Genomic DNA, 17,238 nt, shown 5'->3' on the forward strand with positions numbered 1-17,238 from the left:
AAAAGCATGAGTGCAATTGAATTTAAACAAGTAGAAAAAAACTTCAAAGATGGCGACTCGACGATCGAAGCGTTAAAGGAAACGAACTTCTCAGTAGAAAAAGGGGAGTTTGTCGCCATTATCGGTCCTTCCGGGTCTGGGAAAAGTACATTTTTAACGATCGCAGGAGGTTTGCAATCACCGTCTGCCGGCGAGGTGTTGATCAATGATGAAGACTTTAGTGAAAAAAAAGAAAAGGAACGGGCCAAATTACGCTTTAAAGAAATCGGCTTTATCTTGCAGGCATCTAACTTAGTCCCGTTTTTAACAGTTAAAAAGCAGCTGAAATTAGTCGATAAGGTCAGTAAAAACGATAATTCAGCCGTCGCAGAAAAATTATTTGACCAGCTAGGAATCGCCAGCTTAGAAAATAAATATCCCGAAGAGCTTTCCGGTGGGGAACGGCAGCGCGTAGCGATCGCCCGTGCTTTATATCATGATCCAACGATAATATTAGCAGATGAACCAACCGCCAGTTTGGATTCGGAAAAAGCATATGAGGTCGTTAAGATTCTAGCCAAAGAAACCAAAGAAAAAAATAAGGCGACGATCATGGTGACTCATGACACGCGCTTAGTGAAATTCTGTGACCGAATTTTAGAAATGAAGGATGGCAAATTGGAAGAAAAAGCAGTTTCCCCAGACGAGCAACAAGCAGATAGCGTATAATGGTTGTACCAAAGAAAAAATGAGGCGATTCGATGTATGAAGAGATTTTGGATGTTGCCGAAGAATTATTTATGAAACAAGGGTACAATGACACATCTACTCGGCAAATCGCGAAGATTCTGGGAATTACACAACCAAACATCTATTATCATTTTAAAAACAAAGAAAATATTTATTATCAAGTGATGCAGCGATTAGCAACGGAGGTCGGGGAGAATTTGCGCGAGTTATCCGCAAAGAACACCAACTTCGAAGAGAAAATCATGGCGATGGCTTTCTATCTCCAGCAAAGACATCCATTCAGTCTGTTTATGATGATGCATGATATTCAGCATACGCTGAATCCAGAAACAGCAAAAAAGCTTTTTACTCTCTGGAGTGATTCTTACAAGAAACCGTTTTTAGATGTTTTTGAAAACGAAACGAAGATCAGAGCTTCCCTCGATGCAGAATTTGCGGTTCGTCAATTATTTATTTTAATCTCGGCTTATTTGGATGCACCAAAAGAAGTCCGAAAAGATAACTTGGAACAAGCAATAGCGATCTTTTTCCACGGCGTCTTGAAATAAATAGCAAAAAAATCCCGCCATCAAATCAGATGGCGGGATTTTCATTATGCTAAGACAGCTGCGATCATATCTGGTAATTCTTTTTTCATTACCCGTTTTGTCGATAGGGCATCTGTGTAAGTGATCGTTTGATCGGCCGCGACCGTTGCTAATAATTGACGGTCTTTTTTAGGCGGGTTGTAGAAAACTTCGATTGCTTGGTCTGCATCAGACCATTCGGCAGAATAGTTTGATTTAGACTTCAATGATTGATTCAATGCTTCTGCCTGTTCAGCAGTTACACCAGCGCTCGCCGAGTCTTTGACTACATCAGCCAAGATATCTTGAGCCAGTTCAGCTGCTTTGTCAGTGTCTTCATTAGCAGCAGGTGTTGCAGATTTGAAGCTTTCTGACCATAAGTTGTAGATGCTGTTAGTCAATTGATTCAGCGTGTTGGTTTGCGGTTTTTGAATATGTGCATCGACCAATTCTTTGAATGAGCGGTCTTGCTCGGCACTTTGGATATGACGTGTTTTACCGTCAGGAGTTTTTTCCTCTAGGTGGAGCTGATGCGGTTTAGCCTTGTCAAAATAGATTTTTACATCACTGTGGATGTGATTTGCCAGAGTTTCTTCCACTTGGGCAAATGTTTTGCTGATTTGTTTGTTACGAAGCTTGATTGATTTTTTAATACTTTTTAAATTCACGAGTATTTTTCAGTCACTTTCTTTTAAGAGTTGTATTAATCGTTAGTATTATAGCATACTTCGTGAAAAGTGCAGTAGGAATAAGAAAAAAGCTGTTATTTGATTCAGACAAATCTCATTTTGTATTGTTTTGATAAGAATGAATCCGGTTTTATCAAAACAATCTCGGTTCTCATTTCGAATGAAATAAGAAATTTAATCAAATAGAATTGAGCGTACTGAGGATTTTCTTCCTTAGATTTTTTATTGTTTCAAAAAGATATCGACATATTGAACAACGTTCAGTATAATGTGGTTGAACATTGTTCAGGGAGGTGGCAGTATGGCTGAGAAAAATAGTCTTAAAGAAACCATTATTCAGGTTACCACAGAGTTAATCGAGGAAAACGATGGGAAAATTGATCGAATTACTGCTCGAGTAATTGCAACACGAGCAAATATCGGATTAGGTTTGATTAATTATCATTTTGGTAGTAAAGAGAAGCTGATTGCGATTTGTGTTCAGCGGATTATTGGTGAGGTCATTTCTAATTTCGATACGACAAAAGTTTATTTAACTGACAAGGAGCGTTTAACGGCTTGGGCAACACATGTATTCAATTTTTTGTTTGAGCATTCGGCGATTGCCAAAATATCTATATTATCAGATCTGCAAAATTATACGCCAAAGAGCAATTCCGCATTCACTCAATACGGTTTTAGGAATGCTTTGACGAGTACTTCTGATGAAAGGGATAAAGCATTCCTTTCTTTTGTACTTACGGCTGCAATGCAGGTCGCTTTTTTAGGCTGCGAAGCGGTGAAGGATTTACTTGGTTATGATTTTGAAAAAGTCAGCGATCGAGAAGCATATATAAAAAAGTTAGTTAGCACAATGTTAGCAAATATCGAAAGGGAGTGATTGATTGAATAGAAAAATTGCGAAGCTTTCATCCTTGGTAAATGTATTTGCTGTTTTTAGTTTTGCACTAGCAATGCTTGCTGGGTCGGATTTTTTCAGTTATTTTAGTGCCATTTTTATCGCTTTTAGTTTTGTGCCGATGATTAGTTCGTTTTGTTTTTTTGCAACGAGTGATGTGAAATTGGCGGGGTATGTTTCAGTAGGTTTTGCGATTGTGTACGCTGTATTGATTTTGCTGGTTTACTACGCGCAAATTACTACTGTTCATGCAGGGGGATTATCGCATGAGGCTTTAACACTACTTGATTTTCAACAATTTGGTCTCTTTTTCAATTATGATATGCTAGGTTACAGCTTGATGTCGCTGGCTACTTTTTTTGCGGGATTGACGCTGGATGTTCAAGGTAAAGTGGGTAAATGGCTAAAAGCAATGTTGCTTGTTCATGGGATTTTCTTTGTCAGCTGCTTTTTTATGCCGATGTTTGGTTTATTCAAACCGGATATGGCAGGCGGTGATTGGATCGGAATAGCCGTCTTGCTAGTCTGGAGTCTCTATTTTATCCCAATAGGAGTCTTATCGTTTAAGCATTTTTCTAGAATTTAGGGCTAAATAAAAACAGTAACGAAATTGAAAATCCATTTCGTTACTGTTTATTTTATCTCAAATCATCTAAAAATTCGGTTTTTCCTGGATCGATTTCATCTTTCATTTTGATGATCTTCGCAGGAGTTCCAGCAACGACTGCTCCGGCAGGGACATCTTTAGTAACGACAGCGCCAGCTGCAACGACGGCATCTTTTCCGATATGGACACCTTCTAAAATAACGGCATTGGCACCAACTAAAACATTATCCTCCACCACAACTGGTGAGGCACTAGGCGGTTCAAGTACACCGGCCAACACAGCTCCTGCACCAATATGAGCATGTTTTCCAACAGTTGCACGTGCGCCTAAGATAGCACCCATGTCGATCATGGTGCTTTCACCGATTGAAGCGCCAATATTAATGACCGCTCCCATCATGATGACCGCTTTATCACCAATTTCTACACGATCGCGGATCAACGCACCTGGTTCGATCCGGGCATTGACGCTTGAGATATCCAGCATCGGGATCGCTGAATTTCTGCGGTCATTTTCAACATGCACTTCAATGATTTTTGCTTGCTGTTCATTCAAAACTTCTTGTACGGCCTGACTTTCACCAATCAAGATCCAGGTCTTTTCTTGTCCGAAAAATTGAACCTTTTCTTTTGCGATACCGGTTAAGTCACCTTGAACATAGGCCTTAACAGGCGTCATTTTTTCGGCGTTTTTGATATATTTTGCAATTTCATAGGGATCGGTTAAAGTCATCAAATTCCTCATTTCTTGTGTCAATGTAATTCTTTTTAGCTCAAGGGAAAATCAACTTTCGTCGATTAATTTCTCCATGTCATACAAGCCGGTGGTCTTATCACTGACGTATTTTGCTGCTTTTACTGCGCCGCTAGCAAAAATATTACGCGATAAAGCCAGATGATTCAACTCAATCACCTCGTCAGGACCTGCATAGATCACTGTATGTTCTCCCGGAATCGTTCCGCCGCGAACAGCGTGAATGCCCAACTCCGATAAAGGATTTTCTAAATCATTGCCATGCCGGCCATAAATGTAGGTTTTCTTTTCTTCCACCGCGTCGTTGACTGCATCGGCCAGTAAAAGCGCCGTGCCGCTAGGAGAATCCTTTTTCTGATTGTGGTGTTTTTCTACGATTTCGATATTGAATTCATCCTCTAAAACAGGGGTGATCTCACGAATCGCTTTGGCTAATAAATTGATTCCTAAGGACATATTCGCTGAGAAGAAAACGGCTGTTTGTTCCGCAGTTTTTGCGATTTGCGCCTTGATTTCATCCGTCAAACCAGTCGTAGCTACAACCACTGGTATTTTTTTGGCCGCGGCATAATCCAATACCGCCGGCACTGCGGAATAGTGAGAAAAATCAATGATGACATCCGCCGCGACCTGACAATCAGCAATGGATTGATAAGCAGGGAAGTCCGCTTCAAAATCTTCCCGATCGATTCCCGCAACGACTTGCATTTCAGGCTGTTGCGCAATCATTGTCTGCAGGACTTGGCCCATTCGACCATTGGCGCCGCTTAAAATAATATCGATCATTTAGTTAGCGACCTCCAGACCGTATGCTGCCATTTCCTTTTTCAAGCCTTCAACTGTTTCTGCTTTAGCCGCTGAAAGAGGAAGGCGGAAGTTCGGTTCGATTTTGCCTAATAGGCCGACGCCTGTTTTAACTGGAATTGGATTCACTTCGCAGAAGATCGCATGGATCAAAGGCAGCTGTGCCAATTGCAGTGTTTTAGCCAACGGGAAATCACCGTCTAATAAGGCTTGAGTCAGTTCATGTGTTTGGCGTGGTGCGATGTTGGCAATTGTTGAGATCGAACCTTTGCCGCCAAGCGCCATGATTGGCAGAACTTGATCGTCATTGCCGGAATAAATCGTGAAATCATCAGGCATGATGCGTGCGATCTCAGCAATCTGGGAAATATTTCCGCTGGCTTCTTTGATGGCTACCACATTCGGAATCTCTGCTAAGCGTTTAACCATTTGCGGTGCGATATTCATATTTGTACGTGAAGCGACAGAGTATAAGATAATCGGCAGTTTCACGCTTTGTGCGATTTTTTGATAATGTAAGAATAGCCCTTCGTCTGATGCTTTATTATAGTAAGGAGTCACGATCAATAAGGCATCGGCACCGACTTTTTCCGCACCGGTAGACAATTCGATGGCGTGCTGCGTATCATTTACACCAGTTCCTGCGATAACTGGGATGCGTCCGTTGACCTTTTTGACGACCGTTTCAATCACAGCGATATGTTCGTCATTGGCTAGGGTAGAGGCCTCACCAGTAGTTCCGCAAGCGATGATCGCATCGGTGCCCTCGCTGATTTGCCATTCGACTAATTCCTCTAACTTCTTATAATCAACGGCACCATCGGCTTTCATTGGGGTAACTAATGCAACACCTGATCCTTCAAATATTCTCAAGAGAAACAACTCCTTCTTCTTTTTTTCAAAGCCTTTATAAAAGGTCCTTAATAGTAGAATTATATCCCAATTATTAACGTATGCCAACGAAAATCTCATGAAAATTTTAATCAACAGACCACAAAAAAGCAGAGACATTCATGCCCCTGCAGCTTTAACCGATCCATCAGCCATAAATCTACACTAGCAATCACCAGATAAAAGGTCCTGATCTTAGAACAAAAAAGTAGGTAGAAGACCAGCGTACCTATGAATAAACAGCTAAGCTAAAAAACTTTTCTTCTATTTATATTAAAGAATAAATGCAATTGCCACAAAAAGATACGTCCAGCGCAGATCCTTTTGACAAAGAAGAAAGATGAGCCCAGCTACGAAGGCGAAAAAGATCGTGTACAATCCACCGGTGAATCCCTGCAACAGAAAATGAATCAGTCCCCATGTGATAGCCAGTAATAATCCACCGCTAGGAAAACGGTCCGATAAGCCAAACTGCGCTTCGAAAAATTTCTGTCCAAAGGCGATCACCAATACGATCAAGCTGCATTCTGCTAAATAATACAGCGTCCGAAAAACAAACGCACTCAGGCTTTTCTCTAACTCCCCATTAAATTCAACAAGGGGTTTGAAGCCGCCGAAACCAAGCGAAGTGACAATGATCACTGTAACTACCAGACCGATGATCAGCAGCAGCCTATTCTTATCAAGGGGCTGGATCACACTAAAGACATCAAAATCGAACCGCTTCTTTGCATAATGAACTAAAAAGAGCGAAACGCCCAACCATAAAAGAGCGGTCAAAATCGCATTCATCGTCAAACTCAAGCCGTTGGTTACCATACCAAGAATCAATTCCAAACTAAACCCCGCAAAAGCATAAAGTGCCAACCATAGAAAATCGATCGGTGAAATCTTTTTTCCCTTTTCCAAAATCATACCTCCACTGCTTTTTTATTAAGTTTATCAATTAGCAATAGAAAGTTCACTAGAAAAATGAAAAACAGCAGAGGAAGAGGCTGTTCTCCGGCTAATAGAGAAAAATAGTTAAAATGTAATTATTCAACGCCTATACCAATATAGAGAAATAACGTATTTCACCTTTACTTTAGCAGGGACTATCCGCTACACTTATATTGTGATTCGTTGAACGATGTTTCTCTTTTGTGTTAAAAATGTTTGGGGGTGGGAACGATGCAGAAGTCTATAACTGCTTTTACTTGACTGTGAGAAAGTCTCTACTTAGAAGTTTCTAAGAAGCACTTTATGTTTCCTGCTCAAACTAGTCGTTCCCATGCTAATTGGGAACTGTTTACAACAAGAGGAGAAATGAACAATGATTTATTTAGACAACTCCGCAACAACATTAAAAAAACCGGAGGCTGTGATTCAGGCAGTGACAACGGCATTAACTCAATTAGGAAATTCTGGTCGAGGGGTTCATGAGGATTCGTTGAAGTCGTCTGAGGTGATTTTTCAAGCGCGCCAATCCTTATGCCAGCTGTTTAATGGCGAGCAGGCGCGGCAAATCGTTTTTACTTCAGGTGCGACTGAGAGTTTGAACTTGGCGATTGAAGGATTACTTACTGGATCGGATCATGTGATCACAACTGCATTGGAGCATAACTCTGTTTTGCGTCCGTTATACCGGCTGCAAAAGGAAAAAGGGCTCGAGGTAACGATTATTCCGGCAGACAAAAAAGGGACGCTGGATTATGCTGCCATTGAACTGGCGATACAAGAGAATACCAAAGCAATTATCGTGACGCATGCTTCTAACGTAACCGGCAATGTAGTCGATTTGAAAAAAGTTAGTGACATCTGTCAAAAGCATGGTATCTATTTAATTGTCGATGCTTCGCAATCTGCCGGGGTTCTGCCGATCGATGTTCAAGCGTTAAAAATTGATCTTTTGTGCTTTACGGGACATAAAAGTCTCTATGGACCACAGGGAACCGGCGGACTTTACGTGCGCCCGGGAATTTCGTTGCGCCCTTTAAAAGTCGGCGGGAGCGGTATTGATACCTTCAATCCTGAGCATCCAGCCATGATGCCCACAGCTTTGGAAGCTGGGACTTTAAATGGTCATGGGATTGCTGGTTTAGGAGCTGGCGTTGATTATTTGCTTGACGAAACGCTTGAAAAGTTGAATCAAAAAACGCGGCAGCTAACACAACTTTTTTATCAAGAAGTTTTAACGATTGCTGATGTGATCGTTTACGGCGACTTTTCCGTAAAAGAGCGTTGTCCGATCGTGTCGCTGAATCTTGGTCAAAGAGACTCGGCGGAGATTAGTGATTTATTATCTTATGAATATGGGATCGCCACTCGCTCTGGCGGTCATTGTGCACCGCTGATGCATGAGGCATTAGGAACAAAAGAACAAGGAGTTGTTCGGTTTAGTTTTTCCTCCTTTACGACTGAGTTTGAAATTTGGGAAGCAATCAAGGCTTTACAAAAAATTAGTCAAAAGGGGTAATAATCAATGGCAAATAAGAAAATGTATTTGACGACAGGATTGGGATTTGGACTCATTGCGATTATGCTTGCTTATTTTGGTAATCCGGCAAATATGGCGATTTGTGTGGCTTGTTTTATTCGAGATATCGCAGGCTCTGCGAAGCTTCACGGAGCACTGCCTGTTCAATATTTAAGACCTGAAATAATCGGGATCATCTTTGGTGCGATGCTGATGGCGATTCCGCGAAAAGAATTCAAAGCCAGAAGCGGTTCTTCTACTGGAACGCGGTTTTTACTAGGCTTTATGATGATGATTGGTGCATTGGTATTTCTCGGCTGTCCGCTACGCATGGTTCTGCGAATGAGCGGCGGCGATTTGAATGCTTATGTGGGCTTAATTGGTTTTGTTGGCGGTGTATTTACCGGAAGTCTGTTTTTGAAAAAGGGCTATACGTTAGGCAAACCACAGGATACAAAAACATCTAGCGGCTTTATGGTACCAGGCTTCTTCTTAGCATTGTTCGTATTATTTTTAATTGTTCCGTCACTCTTTGCGATGAGTAAAGAAGGTCCAGGAAGCTTTCATGCACCTGTTATGATTTCATTGATCGGCGGGTTGGTTTTTGGCGGTTTGGCACAGCTGTCAGCGATTTGTTTTTCTGGAAGTATCCGCGATGTCTTTTTGATGAAGAACTTTAATAGAATCACTGGTGTACTGACACTGTTTGTGGTGGTTTTGATTTATAATGTGGCAACGGGGAATTTTAATTTGAGCTTTGCGAATCAGCCGATCGCTCATACAGAACATCTATGGAACATTTTAGGCTTGTATGTGGTTGGTTTTGCTGGTGTGCTGCTGAGCGGTTGTCCGTTGAGACAGTTGATTTTAACTGGTCAAGGGTCTTCGGATGCCGGTGTCACGGTGATTGGGATGCTTGTCGGTGCAGCTTTTGCCCATAATTTCGGTCTGGCTTCTTCTGCGGAGGGAACGACTGATTTTGGACGGATCGCGATCATTTTATCAATCGTTTTACTTTTTATTATTGCCTTTACAAATTTAGGCAAGAAAATGGAAGCTTCCGCAAAATAGTGAGGTAAGGAGAGATTTGTAGTGTCAAAGGAATGGCTAGTCGTGACTTTCGAAACGGAATATGATGCGCTGCAATTTTCAAGCTTGTGCAAGCAAACTAAGATCGAGGGACGATTGATGCCGATCCCTCGTAAATTATCAGCAGGCTGCGGCATCTCGTGGCGTTCGGAGGTGAGTCTTGAGGAACCGATTCAAGACTTGATTCAGCAGCACTCAGCCGATCTTTCCTGTGAAGTCATAAAAATCGAACTTTAGTCATCAAAGTGATCCGCTCTTAATTGAGCAGGATCACTTTTTTTATTTTTTAGGTAATTCATAAGATTACGATGACTTGCTTTCGAAAAGATTGAAACGGGAAGACCATAGAGCTATCGTTACATCTGATAGTGATTACTCACAAGCAGGAATGAGGGGTTGATTGACATTGAAGATTTTGTTATGCGAAGACGAAGATAAGATGCGCGAATTATTGAGAAAGTTTTTTGAAAAAGCCGGCTATACAGTGGTGGAAGCCAGCGATGGCGAAACAGCGTTGGAAAAATTTTATGAAGAGAGCTTTGATTTGGTTATTTTGGATTGGATGATGCCAAAAATGAACGGCATAGATGTGGCAAAGAGCATGAAGCGTGAGCGCAATATCAAAATTTTAATGCTGACGGCCAAGAATCTGCCGGAAGATGAGGTGCAGGCATTGCTGACTGGTGTCGATGATTATTTGGCGAAGCCGTTTCATGCGCAGGTCCTTTTAACACGGGTCGCAAAATTATTGGGCGTGATCCATCAGGATATGAATCAGCCGCTCGTCTTTATCCCGAATGAAAAACGTGTCCTGTTAGATGGAGTGCAGCTGAGTTTAACTAATCGGGAGTATGATATGCTGTATTATCTGTATCAGAATCAGGGATTGCCTTTGACGCGCGAGCAGATTCTGTTGGCTGTTTGGGGCTTAGATCACGAGAACGATGAAAGGACCATCGACAGTTTTATTCGTATTTTGCGTGAAAAAATAGGCAAAGAATTTATTCAAACTGTTTATGGGATAGGGTATCGGCTTGAACTTTCAAAAAAGTAATTTGACACGGGCATTTATTCAACGCGTCGCCCTTATTTTTATTCTGCTCTTTTTGTTTATTACGCTCTTTTATCGCTGGGGCTTTCCGACTTATTATTATTGGAAAATGGAGCAGCCGGTCAAAGAAGCTCAAAAGCTGATCCAAACAGGACAAGCGGATAAGATACCTGATGATCTTGTCGTGGTAGCGGTGGATAACCAGACTTCTGTCTCGGAAGAAGAGCTGACCAGTGATATTACTTTTCGCTTGAATCAAGAGGGGATCGCGCTTAATCGATTTTGGATCGATCAAACTACTACCGAGGCGGTAAAAAAAGGGCGATCGGTCCAACGGCTGTATAGCCAGAATCGTCAGCGCAATGATTTTTATACGATCTTCTTTACGCAAGGGCAGATGTTTTATTTAATCGGGACCAGTATTCCCGATTTTCAAGCCGCGATCCAAACGCTCTTTCCGATAGTAATTGCGGCCACGATTCTCTTTTTGGGATTGCTGTTTGGTTTGATCGTCCTTTTGGTAAGAAAGCAGATTATCGAACCGATCCGCCGTTTGGAACAGACGACCCGAACTATTTCTAAATTGAATTTTGCCGCTTCCGATGTTCAGGAAGAAAATGAACTAGGCAATTTGAGTCAATCAATTAATCAGATGAAACGCTCGCTTTCGCAGCATGAAATGGAAATGCTGGAACGCAACGATCAGTTGAAGGCATTTTCGTCTAATTTGGCGCATGAATTAAAAACACCTTTATCCGTGATGCAGCTATTAGTTGACGGTGAAAAGCTGGGATTAGAAAATCCGACATTTTTGGCAGATCTCGATCAGCAGCTAGTCAATATGAATGAATTGGTGGTCAACCTTTTGGCCTATAGTCAGCAGATGAAGGAAACGATTCAATTTGAAGAAATAGCGATCAAGCCTTTAATCGAAAAAGAACTGGTGCAGCAACAATTGATCGATCAAAAGTTTACCAGCGAGCTTGAGGTGGAGGATTGCCAGCTTGAGACCAATGAACAATTGATGCGGATGGTGTTGTCGAATTTATTGACAAATGGCATGAAGTACAGCTTGGATAAGCAAATGCGGATCATTGGTAAAAAGCAGGGGGAACAGTATCAGTTAATATTTGTGAATAAAGCCGCGGAAATGTCTCACAAGCAATTTTCACAGTTGGCAGAACCCTTCGTTGTCGGTGAGGAATCGCGTAACAATCATTTGTCAGGCACTGGGCTGGGGCTTTCAATTGTGGAACAAACCCTAAAACTACTGGGAGGAGAATTAGCGCTGCAACAGGGCGATCATTGCTTTATTGCAACCGTTGTTCTGCCAATTGAGGACTAAAAGAAGATTTATAGTCGAATGAGCACAGATTATCGAAAGTGATAGTCCGGTGTTTGTTCGATTTTTTTTTGCACAGGTTTTGCATAATTGTTTTATATTCTTTTTCTGCAAGGAGGAGAATATATGACGAATCAAACGAAAAGAAAAGTGATTATCGGATTCTTGACAGCCGCTTTGTTCATTTCAGGAGGAATACTGGCGGTAATAACGATCCATCAAATAAAAAATTGGCTCACATTAAAATAGATAAAGAGGGAAGAAATTATGTTAAAAAAATTTTTATTAGGAATACTGTGCGTGCTGCTGTTTATTCCTGTCTATGCATTCAAAATCGAACCAAACTTGGTGGTGGTTCACCGCTTTCAGCTAGGCGACACCTCCCTACCGAAGGAATTAAAGGTGCTTCAGCTTTCCGATATTCAAGTCTCCGAAAACTTTGCCACAAAACGCTTAGATAAGGTGATTCGCAAAGCCAATAAAGAAAAGCCGGATGTGATCGTGTTTACCGGAGATTTGTTTGATAATTACGCACAATACAATCACGAACAGGAAATTATAGATAAGCTTAGCCAAATGAAGGCGACGATTGGGAAATATGCCGTTTGGGGCAATCATGATTATGGCGGGGGAGCCGCGAGAATTTATGAACGAGTCATGAATGCGGCAAATTTTGAAGTGTTGAAAAACGCAGGTGAAACGATTTCGTTAGCCAATGGGAAAAAAGTTTTTATCGGCGGTCTAGATGATTCTCTGTTAGGTGCGCCTTCCATCGAAGAAACCTTGAGTTATCGCCAAAGATACGATTACTCCGTTTTACTTACTCACGAACCGGATGTAGCCGATGGCTTTATCGGAACCAATACGCAATTAGTATTAGCCGGTCACAGCCATGGCGGTCAGGTGCGTCTGCCATTTTATCAAGTAAAAAACGTTCTCGCCGAAAAATACATTCGCGGAATGTACGAACTTAGCGATCACACGAAATTAAACGTGAATACAGGCTTAGGCACGACAGCGATCCATGCTCGAATGGGAGTACCGCCGGAAATTTCCGTTTTTCAATTACACTTTTAACAGCAATAACCAAAAAATGCAGCTTGATTCTCAAAAAGAGAAGGTGAGCTGCATTTTTTTTGATTACTCAATAATTTCAAAGCCATATCCGCGAATATGCTCCTTCAGCAATTCTAAATAGGTTTGCGCCAAAGGACTGAGCTCTAGCTGCTGCTGTTTGATCCAGCCTAAGGTGATCACGTCGTCGTATTCTAACGGGATTGCGACGATTTTATCGTCGTTCAATTCACTGCTGATGATGCCGGAGCTGATGGTATAGCCGTTTAGTCCGACCATGAGATTGAAGATCGTCGCGCGGTCGCTGACTTTAATGTTCTTTTTGCGATCCCAAGTGCTGAGAATTTCCTCGGAAAAATAAAAGGAATTTGTTTCCCCTTGCTCGTAGGATAAATAAGGATAATCCTCAAGATCGGTCAGCTTTAATGATTTCTTCGCCACTAAGGGATTGCTGCGGCTGACGAAAACATGGGGCTTGGCATCAAACAGCGGAGTGAACACCAAACCTTTTTCCTTGAACAGCTTGGTCATCACCTGACGATTGAAAGAATTTAAGTACAGTATCCCCAGCTCACTCTTAAAGCTGGCTAAGTCATCAAAAATATTCTCCGTTTCTGTTTCCCGCAATGTGAAATTGTACTCATCGGCATGCACCGTGTGCAACAATTCGACGAAAGCATGGACTACGAAGGCATAATGCTGGGCCGATACCGAAAAATTTTGTTTCCGCAGAGGTTCGTTTTTGAATTTTTCCTCCAGCAGATTGACTTGATCTAAAATTTGGCGGCAATAAATCAGAAATTCACGACCTTCAGAGGTGGGAATGATGCCTTGCTTATTTCGCACAAGCAATTGCACATTCATCTCCTCCTCGAGATCTTTTAAGGCATTGGATAAACTCGGCTGAGTCAGAAACAAGGCTTTGGCTGCTTCATTGATCGAGCCTTTTTCGATGATTTTTTCAAAATAAACTAGTTGCTGCAAGCGCATGGCTTCACCTCTTTTTTTAAAGAGTATAACGGAGGTTATAGTTATTGGCTATAACTAGTTATTACTTTTTTCAGTTATTCAAGGAAAAAAAAGCGTGCTATTGTGTTCCATAACACAACTGGAGGAGGAAAATGTATGAAGACAGCGATTATTGGATTTCCTAGAATTGGCGAAAATAGAGAATTAAAATTTGCGACTGAAAAATATTTTAGAGGGGAGCTGGCGATTGACGAGCTGGAGGCTTTTGCGAAGGATTTACGGCAGAAGCATTGGCAGCTGATCAAAAAGAGCGGGATAGACGGGATTCCCAGCAATGATTTTTCTTTTTATGACACGACATTAGATACAGCCTGCCTATTGAACATCGCGCCACAGGAAGTGACGGCGCTAAATTTAACAGAAAGTGAAAAGTATTTTGCGTTGGCGCGGGGCTATCAAGGAGAAAAAGGCGACATCAAGGCTCGGCCGATGAAAAAATGGTTCAACACGAATTATCACTACATCGTACCAAAATTTGAAAAAGAGACAAAGATTTTTGTCAGCGGCGATAAGATTTTTAGGGAATATCATGAGGCAAAGGCATTAGGAATAGAGACTCGTCCAGTAATTGTTGGCCCATTCACTTTGCTGCAGCTCAGCGAGTTTGATCGAGGAGTTGACCGCGAAAAAATTATCGGCGAGTTGATTAAGGCGTATAAAGAAATTTTTGAAAAGCTGGCAGACTTAGGGGCCGAGTGGATTCAATTAGACGAACCTAGCTTAGTGAAGGATGTAACGAAAGAAGAGCTGGCAGAATTTCACGGGATTTATCAAGAACTGTTAGCGGATCAAAAGATAAAAGTCCTGCTGCAAAGCTATTTTGGCGATATTCGCGATGCCTATGACACAGTTGTGTCATTGCCGTTTGCTGGTATTGGTTTAGACTTTGTTGAAGGGCGAAAAACGCTGGGATTAGTCAAACGGGGCTTTCCTCGAGACAAAGTGCTGTTTGCCGGAGTAGTGAATGGGAAAAATATCTGGCGCAATAATTACCAGCAAACGCTTGACGTTCTTAAACAAATCAACCATGACCAGCTGGTATTAACTACTTCATGCTCGCTTTTGCATGTACCCTTTACGACGGAGAATGAAACTTTTTCTGCTGAGATCAACCAGCATTTTGCCTTTGCGAAGGAAAAATTAGCAGAGCTTGTGGATCTGGCGAATAGTTTAGCTGGCTCTGATGAAGCCTTAAAGACGAATCAAGCATTATTTGCCGGAAGCCGCTTCACTGAAAATCAAGCAGTTCAAGCAAAGATCAAGGCTCTAACGGAAAAGGATTATCTTCGCAAGCCTGCTTTTGAGCAAAGAGAAACTATCCAAAACGCCGCATTTGATTATCCAGTATTGCCAACGACGACGATCGGCTCATTTCCGCAGACTAGAGAGGTCAAGCTAACGCGGGCAAAATTCAAACGACAAGAAATCAATGAAGAAGCTTACGATCAATTTATCGCCCAGCAGATCAATGAATGGCTGGAATGGCAGGAGAAAATCGGCTTAGACGTGTTGGTCCATGGTGAGTTCGAACGAAATGACATGGTGGAATACTTCGGGCAAAATTTATCCGGCTACCTGTTTAGCAAAAATGGCTGGGTGCAATCGTATGGAACCAGAGGAGTGAAGCCGCCGATTATTTGGGGCGATGTGGCTCGCGAAAAACCAATCACCGTAAAATGGTCGACCTATGCTCAAAAGCAAACGGACAAAATCGTCAAGGGCATGCTGACGGGACCAGTAACGATTTTGAATTGGTCATTTCCGCGAGAAGATATCAGCTTGAAGGATTCTACTTTGCAAATTGCTTTAGCGATCCAAGAAGAAGTGCTGGATTTGGAGAAGAACGGGATTCGGGTGATTCAAATCGATGAAGCGGCTTTACGAGAAAAACTGCCATTAAGAAAAACCGATTGGTACACAGAATATTTGGATTGGTCCATTCCCGCATTCCGCTTAGTCCATAGCAAAGTGCAGGCGACGACCCAAATCCATACCCATATGTGCTATAGCGAGTTCACGGATATTATTCCGGCGATCGATCAAATGGATGCGGATGTGATCTCTTTTGAAGCATCTCGTTCGAATCTAGCGATCTTAGATGAACTGAAGCAGCAGAATTTCCGAACCGCTGTCGGTCCTGGTGTTTACGACATTCACTCGCCGCGGGTGCCTTCAGTAGCTGAAATCAAGCAGACGATCAGTAAGATTTTGGCGAAGGTTCCTTTAGAAAAGGTTTGGATCAATCCGGATTGCGGTTTAAAAACACGCGGCATCCCTGAAACGACTGCAAGCTTGACCAATATGACAGAAGCGGTGAAGCAAGTCAGAGAGGAATTGTAGCCTATGTCCAGTACACTATCCTTTGAAGTTTTCCCGCCTAATACGCAAATTGGTTCGGAGAAACTTTTCAAAACCTTGAAGGAATTGCAGTTGCTGCAGCCTGATTTTATCAGTGTCACCTGCAGCAATAATCGCCAGACGATCGAAGAAACGACACTGAAGGTTGCTAATTATATCCATCAAGAGCTCAACGTTCCCACGATCGCTCACTTGCCGGCGGCTTATTTGAGCCAAACGCAGTTGGCCGAACTTGTGACGCAGTTAGACCAGATTGGGATCAATCAGATCTTAGCTTTGCGGGGAGATATTCTTCCTGACTTGCCGCCTAAACAGGATTTTACCTATGCTAGTGATCTGATTGATTACGTTAAAAAAGAAGCACCGCATTTTCATATCAGCGGCGCCTGCTATCCTGAAACACATCCGGAATCTCAGAACCGGCTGGAGGATATAAAAAATCTGAAACATAAGGTTTCGGTCGGCTGCGAACAGCTGATTACCCAGTTGTTTTTTGACAACGAATTATTTTATCACTTCCAAGAGTCCTGCTACTTGGCGGATATCAAGGTACCGATCTTGGCTGGGATTATGCCGATCGTTAATCGAAATCAGGCGTTACGCTTGATTAAAACGACGAATACCAAGCTGCCGCGAAAATTTTTAGCCATTTTAGAAAAATATGAACATGACCCGATCGCGCTTAGAGAAGCGGGCTTGGCTTATGCCATTGATCAAATCGTGGATCTGACGACGCAGGATGTTTCCGGCATTCATCTTTACACGATGAACAATGCCGAGGTGGCAAAACATATTTACCACAATACTAAAAATGTGCTGCATGGCGATATTAAGGCGGGGTAATTTCCACTTATCATTTGACATTGATGGCAAAACGATTATAATTAGATAAATTTCAATAA

19 protein-coding genes and 1 other annotated feature (1 of these 20 running past the window's edge) are annotated in these 17,238 nt (G+C 42.1%); of the genes, 13 read left to right on the plus strand and 6 right to left on the minus strand.

The genetic code is table 11. From position 1 onward, the window contains the following. Positions 1-6: 6 nt before the first annotated feature. Complete coding sequence (locus FFR60_RS01680; protein WP_137662723.1) at positions 7-708, plus strand: ABC transporter ATP-binding protein; 702 nt, start codon at positions 7-9, stop codon at positions 706-708. Positions 709-740: 32 nt separating this feature from the next. Further along, positions 741-1,277, plus strand: a complete 537-nt coding sequence (locus tag FFR60_RS01685) for a TetR/AcrR family transcriptional regulator (RefSeq protein ID WP_137662724.1) — start codon at positions 741-743, stop codon at positions 1,275-1,277. Positions 1,278-1,321: 44 nt separating this feature from the next. Here FFR60_RS01685 and FFR60_RS01690 read toward each other — a convergent pair whose 3' ends face one another. Beyond that, positions 1,322-1,963: a hypothetical protein gene (locus FFR60_RS01690; protein WP_137662725.1), complete on the minus strand. Its 642-nt coding sequence runs from the start codon at positions 1,961-1,963 to the stop codon at positions 1,322-1,324. A 322-nt stretch (positions 1,964-2,285) separates the two neighbouring features. On the opposite strand from FFR60_RS01690, the gene FFR60_RS01695 reads away from it, so the two are divergent. Both FFR60_RS01695 and FFR60_RS01700 read left to right on the plus strand, forming a co-directional pair. Further along, complete coding sequence (locus FFR60_RS01695; protein ID WP_137662726.1) at positions 2,286-2,864, plus strand: TetR/AcrR family transcriptional regulator; 579 nt, start codon at positions 2,286-2,288, stop codon at positions 2,862-2,864. A 4-nt stretch (positions 2,865-2,868) separates the two neighbouring features. Beyond that, a complete protein-coding gene (locus tag FFR60_RS01700; RefSeq protein ID WP_137662727.1) occupies positions 2,869-3,468 on the plus strand; it encodes a hypothetical protein in 600 nt (199 codons plus the stop codon). 52 nt (positions 3,469-3,520) lie between these two features. Here FFR60_RS01700 and dapD read toward each other — a convergent pair whose 3' ends face one another. From dapD to FFR60_RS01720, 4 genes are all read right to left on the minus strand, one after another. Then, the gene (gene dapD / locus FFR60_RS01705; RefSeq protein ID WP_137662728.1) at positions 3,521-4,222 is read right to left on the minus strand and encodes a 2,3,4,5-tetrahydropyridine-2,6-dicarboxylate N-acetyltransferase; all 702 of its coding nucleotides are present in this window, start codon (positions 4,220-4,222) and stop codon (positions 3,521-3,523) included. Between the two features lie 51 nt (positions 4,223-4,273). After that, a complete protein-coding gene (gene dapB / locus FFR60_RS01710; RefSeq protein ID WP_137662729.1) occupies positions 4,274-5,029 on the minus strand; it encodes a 4-hydroxy-tetrahydrodipicolinate reductase in 756 nt (251 codons plus the stop codon). Then, positions 5,030-5,920 carry a 4-hydroxy-tetrahydrodipicolinate synthase gene (gene dapA, locus FFR60_RS01715; RefSeq protein ID WP_088935048.1) on the minus strand — a complete coding sequence of 297 codons (891 nt, stop codon included), beginning with the start codon at positions 5,918-5,920 and terminating at the stop codon, positions 5,030-5,032. It abuts the gene before it with no gap. Between the two features lie 291 nt (positions 5,921-6,211). Continuing rightward, a complete protein-coding gene (locus FFR60_RS01720) occupies positions 6,212-6,847 on the minus strand; it encodes a hypothetical protein (RefSeq protein WP_137662730.1) in 636 nt (211 codons plus the stop codon). A gap of 403 nt (positions 6,848-7,250) precedes the next feature. On the opposite strand from FFR60_RS01720, the gene FFR60_RS01725 reads away from it, so the two are divergent. From FFR60_RS01725 to FFR60_RS01750, 7 genes are all read left to right on the plus strand, one after another. Further along, positions 7,251-8,393 (plus strand): aminotransferase class V-fold PLP-dependent enzyme, encoded by a 1,143-nt coding sequence (locus FFR60_RS01725; protein ID WP_137662731.1) that lies wholly within the window; start codon positions 7,251-7,253, stop codon positions 8,391-8,393. Positions 8,394-8,399: 6 nt separating this feature from the next. Next, the gene (gene yedE, locus FFR60_RS01730; protein ID WP_137662732.1) at positions 8,400-9,464 is read left to right on the plus strand and encodes a YedE family putative selenium transporter; all 1,065 of its coding nucleotides are present in this window, start codon (positions 8,400-8,402) and stop codon (positions 9,462-9,464) included. Positions 9,465-9,485: 21 nt separating this feature from the next. Beyond that, positions 9,486-9,719, plus strand: a complete 234-nt coding sequence (locus tag FFR60_RS01735; RefSeq protein ID WP_137662733.1) for a putative Se/S carrier protein — start codon at positions 9,486-9,488, stop codon at positions 9,717-9,719. A 163-nt stretch (positions 9,720-9,882) separates the two neighbouring features. Further along, positions 9,883-10,536: a response regulator transcription factor gene (locus tag FFR60_RS01740; RefSeq protein ID WP_249354927.1), complete on the plus strand. Its 654-nt coding sequence runs from the start codon at positions 9,883-9,885 to the stop codon at positions 10,534-10,536. Continuing rightward, positions 10,517-11,878 carry a HAMP domain-containing sensor histidine kinase gene (locus tag FFR60_RS01745; RefSeq protein WP_137662734.1) on the plus strand — a complete coding sequence of 454 codons (1,362 nt, stop codon included), beginning with the start codon at positions 10,517-10,519 and terminating at the stop codon, positions 11,876-11,878. The genes FFR60_RS01740 and FFR60_RS01745 overlap by 20 nt, the downstream gene beginning before the upstream one ends. Positions 11,879-12,001: 123 nt before the next feature. Further along, positions 12,002-12,124 carry a hypothetical protein gene (locus tag FFR60_RS23060; RefSeq protein WP_283205000.1) on the plus strand — a complete coding sequence of 41 codons (123 nt, stop codon included), beginning with the start codon at positions 12,002-12,004 and terminating at the stop codon, positions 12,122-12,124. A gap of 18 nt (positions 12,125-12,142) precedes the next feature. After that, a complete protein-coding gene (locus FFR60_RS01750) occupies positions 12,143-12,952 on the plus strand; it encodes a metallophosphoesterase (RefSeq protein ID WP_137662735.1) in 810 nt (269 codons plus the stop codon). 63 nt (positions 12,953-13,015) lie between these two features. Here FFR60_RS01750 and FFR60_RS01755 read toward each other — a convergent pair whose 3' ends face one another. Then, positions 13,016-13,939: a LysR family transcriptional regulator gene (locus tag FFR60_RS01755; protein WP_137662736.1), complete on the minus strand. Its 924-nt coding sequence runs from the start codon at positions 13,937-13,939 to the stop codon at positions 13,016-13,018. A 135-nt stretch (positions 13,940-14,074) separates the two neighbouring features. On the opposite strand from FFR60_RS01755, the gene metE reads away from it, so the two are divergent. Beyond that, entirely contained in the window at positions 14,075-16,318 is a 2,244-nt protein-coding gene (gene metE, locus FFR60_RS01760; protein ID WP_137662737.1) for a 5-methyltetrahydropteroyltriglutamate--homocysteine S-methyltransferase, read from the plus strand. Positions 16,319-16,321: 3 nt separating this feature from the next. Further along, complete coding sequence (gene metF, locus FFR60_RS01765) at positions 16,322-17,179, plus strand: methylenetetrahydrofolate reductase [NAD(P)H] (protein ID WP_137662738.1); 858 nt, start codon at positions 16,322-16,324, stop codon at positions 17,177-17,179. A gap of 57 nt (positions 17,180-17,236) precedes the next feature. Further along, positions 17,237-17,238: a binding site (T-box leader), on the plus strand; it runs 222 nt beyond the window's last position.

The organism is Enterococcus hulanensis (assembly GCF_005405485.1).
Classification (GTDB): domain Bacteria; phylum Bacillota; class Bacilli; order Lactobacillales; family Enterococcaceae; genus Enterococcus_A; species Enterococcus_A hulanensis.

Bases quoted from the DNA above. Each gene is read 5' to 3' on its own strand.
- FFR60_RS01750 (WP_137662735.1), top strand. From the start codon at position 12,143: ATGTTAAAAAAATTTTTATTAGGAATACTGTGCGTGCTGCTGTTTATT.
- FFR60_RS01725 (WP_137662731.1), top strand. From the start codon at position 7,251: ATGATTTATTTAGACAACTCCGCAACAACATTAAAAAAACCGGAGGCT.
- yedE (WP_137662732.1), top strand. From the start codon at position 8,400: ATGGCAAATAAGAAAATGTATTTGACGACAGGATTGGGATTTGGACTC.
- metE (WP_137662737.1), top strand. From the start codon at position 14,075: ATGAAGACAGCGATTATTGGATTTCCTAGAATTGGCGAAAATAGAGAA.
- FFR60_RS01685 (WP_137662724.1), top strand. From the start codon at position 741: ATGTATGAAGAGATTTTGGATGTTGCCGAAGAATTATTTATGAAACAA.
- dapD (WP_137662728.1), bottom strand. From the start codon at position 4,222: ATGACTTTAACCGATCCCTATGAAATTGCAAAATATATCAAAAACGCC.
- FFR60_RS01680 (WP_137662723.1), top strand. From the start codon at position 7: ATGAGTGCAATTGAATTTAAACAAGTAGAAAAAAACTTCAAAGATGGC.
- FFR60_RS01695 (WP_137662726.1), top strand. From the start codon at position 2,286: ATGGCTGAGAAAAATAGTCTTAAAGAAACCATTATTCAGGTTACCACA.
- FFR60_RS23060 (WP_283205000.1), top strand. From the start codon at position 12,002: ATGACGAATCAAACGAAAAGAAAAGTGATTATCGGATTCTTGACAGCC.
- FFR60_RS01755 (WP_137662736.1), bottom strand. From the start codon at position 13,939: ATGCGCTTGCAGCAACTAGTTTATTTTGAAAAAATCATCGAAAAAGGC.
- dapB (WP_137662729.1), bottom strand. From the start codon at position 5,029: ATGATCGATATTATTTTAAGCGGCGCCAATGGTCGAATGGGCCAAGTC.
- metF (WP_137662738.1), top strand. From the start codon at position 16,322: ATGTCCAGTACACTATCCTTTGAAGTTTTCCCGCCTAATACGCAAATT.